At 67.0% G+C, this 12,655-nt stretch carries 12 protein-coding genes; 8 read left to right on the top strand and 4 right to left on the bottom strand.

Annotated elements, in window-relative coordinates; translation table 11 throughout:
* The first annotated feature begins 58 nt into the window (after positions 1–58).
* Genes ABD923_RS05045 through ABD923_RS05030 form a run of 4 tightly spaced genes read left to right on the top strand, consistent with a single transcriptional unit; the run spans position 59 to position 4,480 of the window.
* The gene (locus ABD923_RS05045; protein WP_259546322.1) at positions 59–1,330 is read left to right on the top strand and encodes an ABC transporter substrate-binding protein; all 1,272 of its coding nucleotides are present in this window, start codon (positions 59–61) and stop codon (positions 1,328–1,330) included.
* A gap of 59 nt (positions 1,331–1,389) precedes the next feature.
* Entirely contained in the window at positions 1,390–2,358 is a 969-nt protein-coding gene (locus tag ABD923_RS05040; RefSeq protein WP_222187629.1) for a carbohydrate ABC transporter permease, read from the top strand.
* On the top strand, positions 2,351–3,403 hold the full coding sequence (locus ABD923_RS05035) for a carbohydrate ABC transporter permease (RefSeq protein WP_259546324.1): 1,053 nt from the start codon (positions 2,351–2,353) through the stop codon (positions 3,401–3,403). Before ABD923_RS05040 ends, ABD923_RS05035 begins: the two co-directional genes overlap by 8 nt.
* Positions 3,404–4,480 (top strand): ABC transporter ATP-binding protein, encoded by a 1,077-nt coding sequence (locus tag ABD923_RS05030; RefSeq protein ID WP_259546325.1) that lies wholly within the window; start codon positions 3,404–3,406, stop codon positions 4,478–4,480.
* Positions 4,481–4,584: 104 nt separating this feature from the next.
* Here ABD923_RS05030 and ABD923_RS05025 read toward each other — a convergent pair whose 3' ends face one another.
* Positions 4,585–5,475 (bottom strand): aldo/keto reductase, encoded by an 891-nt coding sequence (locus ABD923_RS05025; protein ID WP_259546326.1) that lies wholly within the window; start codon positions 5,473–5,475, stop codon positions 4,585–4,587.
* Positions 5,475–6,629, bottom strand: coding sequence for an LLM class flavin-dependent oxidoreductase (locus ABD923_RS05020; protein WP_259546327.1), 1,155 nt, complete (start codon positions 6,627–6,629; stop codon positions 5,475–5,477). Before ABD923_RS05020 ends, ABD923_RS05025 begins: the two co-directional genes overlap by 1 nt.
* 107 nt (positions 6,630–6,736) lie before the next feature.
* On the opposite strand from ABD923_RS05020, the gene ABD923_RS05015 reads away from it, so the two are divergent.
* From ABD923_RS05015 to ABD923_RS05000, 4 genes are read left to right on the top strand one after another with little or no spacing between them, the layout of a single operon-like run.
* A complete protein-coding gene (locus tag ABD923_RS05015) occupies positions 6,737–7,453 on the top strand; it encodes a GntR family transcriptional regulator (protein ID WP_259546328.1) in 717 nt (238 codons plus the stop codon).
* Positions 7,454–7,481: 28 nt separating this feature from the next.
* A complete protein-coding gene (locus tag ABD923_RS05010; RefSeq protein WP_259546330.1) occupies positions 7,482–8,567 on the top strand; it encodes a Gfo/Idh/MocA family protein in 1,086 nt (361 codons plus the stop codon).
* Between the two features lie 9 nt (positions 8,568–8,576).
* Complete coding sequence (locus ABD923_RS05005; protein WP_259546332.1) at positions 8,577–9,419, top strand: glucosamine kinase nucleotide-binding domain-containing protein; 843 nt, start codon at positions 8,577–8,579, stop codon at positions 9,417–9,419.
* On the top strand, positions 9,416–10,519 hold the full coding sequence (locus ABD923_RS05000; protein WP_259546334.1) for an N-acetylglucosamine-6-phosphate deacetylase: 1,104 nt from the start codon (positions 9,416–9,418) through the stop codon (positions 10,517–10,519). Before ABD923_RS05005 ends, ABD923_RS05000 begins: the two co-directional genes overlap by 4 nt.
* Here the strand turns inward: ABD923_RS05000 and ABD923_RS04995 are convergent.
* Both ABD923_RS04995 and ABD923_RS04990 read right to left on the bottom strand, forming a co-directional pair.
* A complete protein-coding gene (locus tag ABD923_RS04995; protein ID WP_259546336.1) occupies positions 10,516–11,232 on the bottom strand; it encodes a VIT1/CCC1 transporter family protein in 717 nt (238 codons plus the stop codon). The genes ABD923_RS05000 and ABD923_RS04995 overlap by 4 nt on opposite strands.
* A complete protein-coding gene (locus ABD923_RS04990; RefSeq protein WP_259546338.1) occupies positions 11,232–12,644 on the bottom strand; it encodes an FAD-linked oxidase C-terminal domain-containing protein in 1,413 nt (470 codons plus the stop codon). Before ABD923_RS04990 ends, ABD923_RS04995 begins: the two co-directional genes overlap by 1 nt.
* Between the last annotated feature and the right edge of the window lie 11 nt (positions 12,645–12,655).

Genomic DNA, 12,655 nt, shown 5'->3' with positions numbered 1-12,655 from the left:
CACGGATTACGCCGAACCGGCACACCGACAGTAAATGATCCTTCAGGGAGGATAGACCGTGACCCGATCGAAATTCGCCGCGTCCACCGCGCTTGCAACTGGCCTGATCGTGCTGGCCGGCGCGGCCAGCGCCCAGGAAATCCGCTTCATGTGCTACTCGGATGGCAATGAATGCGAAGTCTATGACGACGTTCTGACCCGGTTCGAGGCCGAGAACGACGGCGTCGACGTGATCGTCGACGTGGTGCCTTACCAGGCGATCCTCGAAAACCTGCCCGTGCAGCTCGCCGCTGGCACCGGCCCGGACCTGGCCAAGGTCACCGACCTCGGCGGGTTGAACGAATACTACCTCGACCTGACACCCTACGTGGATGCCAACGCCTGGGAAGAGGCCTTCGGCGGCACGCTCGACTGGTATCGCGGCGGCCCCGATGACACGGGCATCTACGGCATGCACAGCCAGCTGACCATCACCGGCGCCTTCGTCAACGCCACGCTCTTCGAGCAGGCGGGCGTCGAGATGCCTGGCGAAGACGCCACCTGGGAGGACTGGGCCGAGGCCAGCCGTGCCGTGGCCGAAGCCACCGACACCCCCTTCCCCATGGCGATCGACCGGTCGGGCCACCGTGTCGCCGGTCCCGCGATCAGCTATGGCGCGGCGCTTTTCGGCGAGGACGGCACCCCCACGCTGTCCGATGACGGCTTCGCCGCCTTCGTCGCGCAATTCGTCGCCTGGAACGAGGACGGCACCATGGCGCGCGATGTCTGGGCTGGCCAGGGCGGCGCGACCTACCAGGACGCGGCGCAGGAATTCATCAACGGCGAATTGGTATTCTACTATTCCGGCAGCTGGCAGGTCGGGCGCATGGACGAACAGGTCGGCGATTTCTTCGACTGGCAGGTCGTGGGCTCCCCCTGCGGTCCGGCTGGCGCCTGTTCCGGCATGCCGGGTGGCGCGGGCATCGTCGGCTTCGAGCAGACCGACCACCCCGAGATCGTCGCCGCCGTGATCGACTTCCTCGCCCAGCCCGAGATCTATGCCGAGGTCACCTCGCGCACGCGCAACCTGCCCGCGCATCTCGGTGTCGGCGACATGGTCGAATACCAGGACGTGTCGGCCCCTGCCGCCGCCGCCCTGACGGCCTTTGCCGCCGATCTGCCCGACGTGGCCCCGGCGGCCTTCGCCTACCAGGGCTATGCCGGCAACCGCGCGATGTTCGGCATCACCGTCGAACGGGTCAGCCAGGCCATCGTGGGTGAGTTGAGCGTCGAAGACGCCGTGGGCCGCATGGCCGATGACCTCGCCGCCGCGATGGCGGAAACCCAGTAACACAGGTTCGGTCCCCGCCCTCTCGGGGCGCGGGGACCTGCCCTGACGGTCACGACCCGATGCTCAGCCTCATCTCTCCGCTCATGCGGATCGTCGAGATCCCCATGCTGGCGCTTCAGCGCCTTCTGGGCATGAACAAACTGGCCTGGGTGTTCCTTGCGCCGAACCTGGTGCTGTTCGGCCTTTTCGCCTTCCTGCCCGTCATCCTGAATTTCAGTTATGCCACCACGGGCGGCGACAACGTACTTCTGGCCGACCGCCCCGATGTCGGCCTGCGCAATTTCGTGCAACTGACCGATTGCACCAACCATTTCGACCCCAACTCCTGCCGCGAGGACAAGTTCTGGCGCGCGGTGTGGAACACGACCTGGTTCGTGACGCTTCAGGTCGGCTTCATGGTCGGCTTCTCGCTGCTGACCGCGCTGATCCTCAACCGCGACATCCGCGCGCGCGGCTTCTTCCGGGCCGTCTTCTTCTTTCCCGTCCTCCTGTCACCCGTCGTCGTCGCCCTGATCTGGAAGTGGATCCTGCAACGCGAGGGCGTGCTGAATGCCTTTCTCGACTGGACCGGCGCGGGTGGGATCAACTGGCTGGTGGACGCCGGGTGGGCCTTCGCGTGGTCGGTCTTCATTTCGGTCTGGGCGCATATGGGGTTCTACACGCTGATCCTGCTGGCCGGGCTGCAAGCGATCCCGCGCGATGTCTACGAAGCCGCGATCATGGACCGCGCCAGCCCCTGGCGCAGCCTGACGCGGATCACCCTGCCCTTGCTCGCCCCGACCATGCTCGTCGTTCTTGTCCTCGCCCTCATCAAGGGCGTGCAGACCTTCGACGAGGTCTATGCGTTTACCGGCGGCGGCCCGGGCACGGCGACGACTTTCATCATCCAGTATATCTACGAACGCGGCTTTGCCGGGGCGCCGCGCCTCTTCGGCCTTGCCGCCGCGGCCTCGCTGCTGGTGGCGCTGGTGCTGATCCTGCTGACGCTCGTGCAACTGTGGCTCAACCGGAGGAATGTCGATGGCTAGGGTCTGGGCCTTCCTGACGAACACGCGCGGCGGCGCACGGCTGCACTGGACCGACTGGGCCAGCTACGCCTACCTGACGCTTGGCATTTTCCTGATGTTCGGCCCCGTCGTCTGGCTGGTCATGTCCTCCTTCAAGACCGAGGCCGACCTGCAACGCTATCCCCCCACCTTCCTGCCCTACCAGCAGCAAACCGTGATGGTGGACGGCTATGACGACCCCCTGCCCCTGTTCCGGATGACCGGCGGGGAGTATGAGGGGCAGGTCCTCGCCCAGTTGCGCCGCGTGGGCCTGCAGGCACAGATGATCGACCCGGAAAACCCCACCGAACGCCTGCGCGTCACCATAGACCAGCGCGAGCCGGTGGACCGCATCGCGCTGGCGACCGAGAACTACACCGACCTCTTCGAGCGGTTTTCCTTCCTGCGCTATTTCTGGAACTCGACCTTCATCACCATCATGGCTACCGCGCTGATTCTGCTGGTCAACTCCATGGCCGCCTTCGCGCTGTCGAAATACGAGTTTCGGGGCCGCACCACCGTGCTCCTCCTCGTCATCTCGACCCTGATGATCCCGCAGACGGTCGTGCTGGTCCCGCTGTTCCTGATCGTCACCGAACTGGGCCTGTTCAACTCCCTCTGGGGCGTGATCATCCCCGGCGCGGCCACGCCGACCGGCGTCTTTCTGCTGCGTCAGTACATGCTGACCATCCCCGACGAGATCCTCGATGCCGCGCGCATGGACAAGGCCTCGGAATGGAAAATCTACTGGCGCATCATCCTGCCGCTCTCGGCACCCGCCATCGCGGTGTTGGCCATCCTCGCCATCATGTGGCGCTGGAACGATTTCCTCTGGCCGCTGATCGTGCTCACCCAATCGGAGAATTTCACCCTGCAACTCGCGCTCAACTCCTTCCAGGGAGAGCTTCAGACAGATTGGTCCTCGCTTCTGGCGATGACGGTGCTGACGCTTCTGCCCATCGCCTGCGTCTTCATGTTCCTGCAGAAATACATCGCGACCGGGATCGCATCGACGGGGGGCAAGTAAGTGGCAAAGCTGGACCTGCGCGGCGTGCGCAAATCCTATGGCACGGTCGAGGTCATCAAGGGCATCGACCTGACCGTCGACCATGGCGAGTTCTGCGTCTTCGTCGGCCCCTCGGGCTGTGGGAAATCCACGCTTCTGCGCATGATCGCGGGGCTGGAAAGCATCACCGGCGGCGAGGTCGCCATCGGGGAGGAGGTCGTCAACGCCATCCCCGCCGCCGACCGGGGCCTGGCCATGGTGTTCCAGTCCTACGCGCTCTATCCGCACATGACCGTGCGCCAGAACCTCTCGTTCGGGCTGGAAAACATCCAGACGCCCAAACCCCAGATCCGCGAGAAGGTCGAGGCGGTCGCCAAGATGCTCCAGATCGACATGCTGCTCGACCGCCGCCCCAAGGACCTGTCCGGCGGGCAGCGCCAGCGCGTCGCCATCGGCCGCGCCGTGGTGCGCGAACCCAACATCTTCCTCTTCGACGAGCCGCTATCGAACCTCGATGCCGAGTTGCGCGTCGACATGCGCGGCGAGATCGCGGCGCTGCACAAGCGCCTTGGCAACACGATGGTCTACGTCACCCATGACCAAGTCGAAGCGATGACCATGGCCGACAAGATCGCCGTCCTGCGCCTGGGCGAGTTGGAACAGTTCGGCCGCCCGCTGGACCTGTTCAACAATCCCGCGAACCTGTTCGTGGCCGGGTTCATCGGCAGCCCCAAGATGAACTTCCTGCAAGGCCGCACCGATGCCGATGACCGCAACCGGCTGATCCTCGACACCGGCGACACGATCGACCTGCCCGAGGGGCGGTTCACCCAAGCCCCCGGCCAGACGGTCACCCTCGGCCTGCGCCCGACCGAGCTTCAGCCCGACCCCGACGGCGCGTTGCATGCCCATGTCGGCGCAGTGGAACAGCTCGGCTCGGAAAGCTATCTCTACGGCACGTTCCAGAACGAAACCCCGGTTACCGTGCACAATCCCGGCCAAACGACCATCCGCCCCGGCGACAAGGTCGCCCTCACCGCGAAGTCCACCGCGATGCACCTGTTCGACACGGAAACCGGCCTCACCCTGCGCGGTTAAGGCCCCCCTTCATCTTGGCCGAAAAACTCCGTGGGTCCGGGGGCAGCGCCCCCGATGCGCGGACAAGGCCCCCGGACGGGGGCACGCAGGCCGCGCAGCCCCCCCTACGGCACCTCGTGGCCAAGCGCGGCGGTGTAGATCTCGAACCAGTCCTGCCGGTCCAGCGTGACCTTCAGCGCATCCGACAGCCCCGCGATCCGGTCGAGGCTGTTGGTGCCCATCACCGGCAAGATCTTGGCCGGATGCCGCAAGAGCCATGCCACCGCGACAGCCGCCGCGTCGACGCCCTGCTCTGCACCGATCCGCTCCAGCACCGCGCGAACGGCAGCGCCCTCCTCCGCGAACAGCCGCCCCCCGGCCAGCGGCGACCACGCCATCACCGGCACCCCCGCCTGCTGATGGAAGGCCAGGTCCCCATTGGTGAACGGATCAATGTGCAGCACGCTCATCTCGATCTGGTTCGTGACCAGCGCCTCGCGCATCGCCGATTGCAGCAGCTTCCAATCCCAGGGGCGGAAATTCGACACGCCCACCGCGCGCACCTTGCCCGAGGCGACGAGGCCATCCAGCGCGCGGCCCGTCTCTTCGTGGTCCATCAGCGGGTCGGGGCGGTGGATCAGCAAAAGGTCCACCCGGTCTGTCGCCATCTCTCTCAACGACCGCTCGACCGATGCCGTGATGTACCCCGCCGAGGTGTCGTAATACTTCACCCGCTTATCCGCGTGATACCCGGCAGGCGCCACGATATCGCATTTCGTCACCAGCTCGACCCGGTCGCGCAGGTCAGGGGCGGCACGGAAGGCCGCCCCCAGAAGCTGCTCGGCACCGTAATCGCCATAGATATCGGCCTGGTCCATCGTGGTGATGCCTTGTGCAAGACAGGCCTCGACCTTCGCCTGAACATGCGCGGGCGAGGTGTCCGCGTCATCCCCCAGCCGCCACATGCCATAGACGATGCGCGACAATTCCAGCGGTCCAACTGCGATCCGGTCCATCAGCGTCTCTCCCCTGCGCCAAGCGGTGTGTTCGGCAGGCCCTCTGGCATCCGGCCATATACTTCGGGCAGCGAACAGGTTTTCAATTCCGGCAAGACCAGTCTTCCGAACTGGCGGCATTCATCCAGGTGCGGGTAGCCCGAGAAGATGAAGGCGCGAATGCCCATCTTCCTGTAGGCCTCGATCTCCGACAGCACCTGGTCGGCGGAGCCCACCAGCGCCGCGCCGCAGCCCGAGCGCGCGCGCCCGATCCCGGTCCAAAGATGCGGCTCGACATAGCCGAACTGGTCGGCCAGTTCCCGCGCGCGGGCCTGGTGACTGACGCCAAGCGATCCGGAATCATGGGCGCGTTCCCGGATCAATTGCCCCAACTCGTCATCCAGCTTCGAGGTCAGGTGGTCCGCATACTCGCGCGCCTCGGCCTCGGTGTCGCGCACGATCACATGCACGCGCAGCCCGTAATCCAGCGTCCGGCCGTAGCGTTCGGCGACCGCGTTCACCGCTTTCATACGCTCGGCGATCTGCTCCTTGGGCTCGGGCCACATCAGGTAGACGTCGCAATGCTCGCCGCACAGTTCCAGCGCGTCGGGCGAATATCCCCCGAAATACAACAAGGGCCCGCCGGTCTGGTAGGGCTTGGCCGGATCAGTCGTCAGACCTTTGAAATCATAGACTTGTCCTGCGAAGTTGATCTCGTCCCGCGTCCAGGCCTGTTTCAGGATTTCCACAACCTCGCGCGAGCGCTGGTAGCGGAACGCGCTGTCGGCCTTCTCGCCCGGAAAGTCGGACGAAATGATGTTCACCGTCAGCCGCCCTTCCAGCATGTGGTCGAGCGTCGCGATGGTGCGCGCCAGCATGATCGGCTGCATCTCTCCGCAGCGCACGGCAGCCAGCATGTTGATTGTCTCGGTCACCTGGCTGCCCGCGGCCACGAAGCTGAGCGTGTCCTGGCCCACCTGGTAGCTGGAGGGGCACAGGATGTTGCGAAACCCCTGCGCCTCGGCCTCCTGCAAGATAGACGAGCAATGCGCCCAACTGGATCTGAGCCGCCCGTCGGGCACGCCGAGATACTCGTAATCGTCGGAACAGAGTGCGGCGAACCACGATACCTCGGCGGCGTCGAGATCGGCGGATGTGACGGGGACAACGGTCATTCTGGGCTCCTCCCTGCCTCGAATTCACCCTTTGCGTAGCAGCCCCGCCACGTGTAGATCAATGGTATAACAATTTGATCCGCGCCACCGCTTCGGGGAGGAGGAGCATGGCCACGCCGCCGCACGCAGAGCCGGGCGCCCTGCCCGCCTATCTGCGCATCGCAGAACACCTGACCATCGAGATCGGCACCGGGCGGATGGCCCCGGGCGACCGCCTGCCGCCCGAACGGCAGATGGCGGACGGCTATGGCGTGTCGCCCGTCACGCTGCGCAAGGCGCTGGCCGTCGTGACCGAACGCGGGCTGATCGAGCGGCGGCACGGGTCGGGCAATTACGTTCTCGGCGGCCCGCGCGATAGAGGCATCTACGCCTTCTTCCGGCTGGAAAGGATCGAGGGCGGCGGCCTGCCCACGGCGCGCGTCATCTCGCTCGACGGCATGACGAAACCCGGCGACCTGCCCGATATCGGCGCGGCCAACTGGGCCTGGCGCATCCGGCGCATCCGCGCGCTCGACGGCACGCCCGCCTCGGCCGAGGAGATCTGGCTCGACCCGCGCCATGCGCCACGGCTTGCCCCGTCGATGCTGTCGGAGTCGCTTTACAAGACCTATGCCGAGAAACTGGGCTTCACCGTCATCCGGGCCGAGGACCGCGTGGGCGTGGAGCCGCTGCCGGCCTGGGCCGCGCCCGAGATCGGCCTGCCCGAGGGCCAGCCCATGGGCCTTGTCGCCCGGCTCAGCTTCGACCAGGACGGCCAGCCCATCGAGTATTCGCAAAGCTGGTTCGATCCGGCCCGCGCGCGCTACGTCGCGCGCATTCCATGACACCGCGCTGCAGGGGAGGACAAGGCGCATGACCCGATACGGCATCCTGGGATGCGGGATGATGGGGCGGGAGCATATCCGCAACATCGCCCTTCTGGCGGAGGCCGAGGTCAGCGCCTTCGTCGAACCCGACGAGGAGCAGGCGTTGTTCACCCGCGCGCTGGTGCCGGGGGCCACGCGGGCCAACGACCTGCCCGCGCTTCTGAACCGCAACGACGTGGATGCGCTGGTCATCGCCTCGCCCAACCACCGCCATATCGGCCAGTTGCAGGAGGTCGCGGCGACACGCCCCCTGCCCGTTCTGGTCGAGAAACCCGTTTTCACCCGGGCCGAGGATGCGCCGCACCTTGCGAAACTGGCGCGCAGCTTTCCCGCCCCGATCTGGGTCGCGATGGAATATCGCTACATGCCCCCCGTCGCCCGGTTCCGCGAGATGGCGGATGCGGCCACCGGCGGCATCCGCATGCTGACGATCCGCGAACACCGCTTTCCCTTCCTGAAAAAGGTGGGGGACTGGAACCGGTTCAACCACAATACCGGCGGCACGCTGGTCGAGAAATGCTGCCATTTCTTCGACCTGATGCGCGTCATCCTGAATGATGACCCGGTGCGCGTCATGGCCAGCGCCGGTCAGGCCGTGAACCACCTCGACGAGAGCTATGACGGCGCGGTGCCCGACATCTGGGACCACGGCTATGTCATCGTGGATTTCGCGCGCGGCGCGCGGGCCATGCTGGAACTGTCCATGTTCGCCGAAGGCTCGGAATACCAGGAGGAGATTTCCGCCATCGGCCCCGAGGGCAAGATCGAGGCCAAGGTGCCCGGTCCCACCCGGTTCTGGAACCACGATATCGGCCCCGCCCCCATCCCGCGCGTCATCGTCAGCCCGCGCAACCCCACAGGCCCGCGCGAGATCGAGATCCCGGTTGACCGCCAACTGCTCGATGCGGGGGATCATAACGGCGCGACCTACTACCAGCACCAGCGCTTTCTGGAGGCGATCCGTCACGGCCGCCGCCCCGAGGTGACGCTGGACGACGGCGCGTGGGCGGTCAAAATGGGCCTTGCCGCGCAGGAATCGGCCCGGACCGGGCAGGCCGTGGCGCTGGATTGAAGGACGGGCATGGACGAGCGGATCGATATCGGCATCGACGGCGGGGGCACGGGCTGCCGCGTCGCCCTGTCGATTGCGGGGGGCGCACCGATCGAGACACGGGGCGGCCCGGCCAATATCGTGACCGATCCCGCCGGGGCCGAAGCCGCGATCCGCGAGGCGCTGGTCGAAGCGCTTGGCGCGGCCGGCCTGGGGTGGTCCGACCTTCCCCGGGCGCGGATCTGCGCGGGCCTTGCCGGGGGGCGCTTGCCCGGCGCGGCCGACAGTTTCGCGACCCGCCTGCCCTTCCTTGCCTATGTCGTGGACGATTCCGTGACAGCCATGGAAGGCGCGCTGGACGGGGCCGACGGCACCCTGGCCAGCCTTGGCACCGGTTCCTTCTTCATCCGCAAGGCGCAGGGTGACACCCGCCATATCGGCGGCTGGGGCTTTCGCCTCGGTGACGAGGGGTCGGCCGCGTGGCTGGGTCGCCGCGCGCTGTCGCGCGCCCTGCGCGTAAGCGACGGTCGCCTGCCCGAAGACCCCCTTGCCGACGCGCTGATCGAGGCGACGCCGCCCCACCCGGTTCTCTTCGCCCGCGACGCCGTTCCCGGCGATTTCGCGCAACTGGCCCGGCTGGTGCTGCGCCACAAGGAAACCCCGATGGCGCAGGGCCTGATCGCGGACACGGTGGCCGCGCTGAGGGAGGGGCTTGCGGATGTAGGCCATGTACCGGGCGAGCTCCTGGTACTGTCGGGCGGGATGGGTGAGTTGCTCGCGCCGCTTCTCCCCGACGAGTTGACCAAGGCCTGCCGCCCCGCTGCCGGACGCCCGCTGGACGGTGCGCTCCGCCTCGCCCGGGCGCTGCCATGAAGCTTGGTTCGGTCGACCTTCTCGATGGTGCCGGCCTGCACCGGGGCATGGAGATCGAGATCAAGGGCGGGCGCATCGCGGCGCTGCGCAAGGGCAAGGCGCGCGAGGACGCGCCGCTCCTCTGCCCCGCGCCCTTGGACATTCAGGTCAATGGCGGCGCGGGGCGGATGCTGGGCGAGTGCGAAGCGCCCGGCGACGTGCTGGAGATCCTCGCCGCCCATCGCCACCTCGGCACCGGGGCGATCCTGCCCACGCTGATCTCGGACACCCCGCAGGCCATCTCCCGGGCAATCTCGCTGATCGCGGCTGCGAAAGCGGCTGATCCCGGAATCCTTGGCCTGCACCTGGAAGGGCCGCACCTCGCCATTGCCGGGGCGCATGACCCGGGCCGGCTGCGCGACCTGACCGACGCGGATGTCGACCGCTATCTTGCTGCGAGGGCGCGCGTCGGGGTTCTGATGATCACGCTCGCCCCCGAACGCGCCAACCCGCAACAGATTGCGCGGCTGTCCGAGGGCGGCGTCATCGTGGCGCTCGGACATTCCGATTGCGACTACGACACGGCCTGCGCCGCGCTGGAGGCCGGGGCGCGCATGGTCACGCATCTGTTCAACGCGATGTCGGGGCTGCATCACCGCCGGCCGGGTCTTGTCGGCGCGGCGCTGGACCGGGCCGCGTGGTTCGGCCTGATCGCTGACGGCCATCATGTGCATGACGCGGCCCTGCGCCTCGCCCTGCGCGCCCGGCCCGAGGCCGCGATCCCGGTCTCGGACGCGATGGCCGTGGCGGGCACCGACCGGACAGGCTTCACCCTCAACGGTCGCGCGATCACCCGCAAGGCCGGTCGCCTGACGCTGGAGGACGGCACATTGGCGGGCGCCGACCTCAGCCTGGTCGAGGGGCTGCGCCATATCCGGCAGGTGATGGAGTTGCCTTGGCAGGAGGTGTTGCCCATGGGCTTCGACCGGCCGCATCGGCTGCTGTTCGGAGTGCCGAACCGGATCACCGAAGGCGCACCTGCGCACCTGCTGAAACTGGAAAAGGGCAACCTGTCGGTTCTGGACGCCAAGGACTGGCGCGCCCTGTCGGCACAGTCCTAAAGCGCCTGCCCCACCAGGGCCCCGATCCCGCCGGTCACCAACATCGCCGCAACGCCCCAGAAGACCACGCGCATCGCCGCCGGAAGGCGCGGTGCACCCCCCGCCTGCGCCCCAAGCGCCCCCAGCAACGCAAGCGCCAGCAGCGTCGCGGTGGCCACGGTGTATTTCACCGCCTCGAGCGGCGCCAGAACGGCGACGGCCAAGGGAATCGCCGCCCCCGCGGCAAAGGTCAGGGCCGAGACGACGGCGGCCTGCACCGGCTGCGGCGGGGACAGGTCCGTCAACCCGATCTCGTCGCGCAGATGCGCGCCGAGCGCGTCCTTTTCGGTCAGTTCCTGCGCCACCTGCCGGGCCAGATCCGGCGACAGCCCGCGCTGTTCGTAGATCGCGGCCAACTCGTCCAACTCACCCTGCGGATTGGCCTCCAGCTCGGCCAGTTCCCGGGCGACATCGGCACGTTCCACATCCGCCTGGCTGGAGACCGAGACATATTCGCCCGCCGCCATGCTGAGCGCGCCCGCGCTCGTCCCGGCGATCCCGGCCAGAAGGATCGTTACCTTGTCACTCGATCCCGCCGCGACCCCGACCAGCAGCGAGGCCGTCGAAAGGATGCCGTCATTGGCCCCCATGACAGCCGCGCGCAGCCAGCCGGAGCGCCCCGAAAGATGCGGCTCGTCATGGGCCGAGGGAATGCCGTGTCCGTTCGGGCGCATCAGTTTGGCAACCGCATCTTGCCGGGGTTGAAAATATTGAGCGGGTCGACCGCCCGCTTGATCGCCGCCATCATCTCCATCGCGCCCGCGCCCAACTCCGCTTCGAGATACCCCGCCTTGCCCTGGCCGATTCCGTGTTCGCCGGTGCAGGTGCCATCCATCGAGATCGCCAACTCGTTGAGCCAGCCGATGTAGTTCTCGGCGGCGGCGATCTCCTGGCTGTTATCGACATCGATCAAGAGCAGGACATGGAAATTCCCGTCGCCCACATGGCCCACGACCGGCGCGACGAAGCCCATCTCGGCGGCCTTGTCCTGCGCCGCTGCAACGCAATCGGCCAACCGGCTGACCGGCACGCAAACATCGGTCGAGATCCCCTTGGCCCCGGGCCGCAGCCCGAGCGAGGCCCAATAGGCGTCATGACGGGCCTGCCACAGGCGGCTGCGTTCTTCCTCATGCGTGGTGAAGGAAAACCCAGTTCCCCCGGCCTCGCCCGCGATCTCGCCAAAGACCTCGGCCTGTTCCGCGACGCCCCCCTCGGTGCCATGGAATTCCAGCAGCAGAAGCGGCGTTTCCGGCAGGCTGAGCTTGGAATAGGCGTTCACGCCCTTGACCGTCAGCGTGTCCAGCAACTCGATCCGGGCGACGGGCAGGCCGTATTGGATGGTGGCGATCACCGCGTCGCAGGCGTCCTTCACGCTTGGGAAGGAACAGGTCGCGGCCGAGACCGCTTCGGGGATTCCCTGCAGGCGCAGGGTCATCTCGGAGATGATCCCCAAGGTTCCTTCGGAGCCGACGATCAGCCGCGTCAGGTCATAGCCCGCGCTGGTCTTGCGGGCGCGCGAGGCCGTCTTGACCACCTCGCCCGAAGGCAGCACGGCAGTCAGCGCCAGCACGTTGTCCTTCATCGTGCCGTAGCGCACGGCGTTGGTGCCGCTGGCGCTGGTGGCCGCCATCCCGCCAAGCGAGGCATCCGCGCCGGGATCGACCGGAAAGAACAGGCCCGTGTCGCGCAGATGGGTGTTCAGCGCCTTTCGCGTCACGCCGGGCTGGATCACCACGTCCATATCCTCGGGATGCACCGCCACGATGCGATCCATGCGCGACATGTCCAGCGTCACGCCCCCCGCAGGGGCGTTCACATGACCTTCAAGCGAGGTGCCGGTGCCGAAGGGAATGATCGGAACGCGGTATTCGGCGCAGACCCGGACGATCTCCTGCACTTCCTCCGTGCTTTGGGGAAAGATCACGGCGTCGGGGGGCTGATTGCGCAGCCACGTGGTCGTGTGGCCATGCTGTTCGCGCAACGCCTGCCCGGTCTCGACCCGGGCCTCGCCCAGTTTCTGACGCAGGACATCCAGCGCGGTGGCGATACCGCTTTCGTTCCGTGGCAGATCGACGATCAGGGCCATGGCCATTCCTT

It is taken from the genome of [Roseibacterium] beibuensis (assembly GCF_039542305.1).
Taxonomy (GTDB): Bacteria; Pseudomonadota; Alphaproteobacteria; order Rhodobacterales; family Rhodobacteraceae; genus Roseibacterium; species Roseibacterium beibuensis.
Note: the sequence above shows the minus strand (reverse complement) of the source record. Positions and strands in the feature narration are given on the sequence as shown.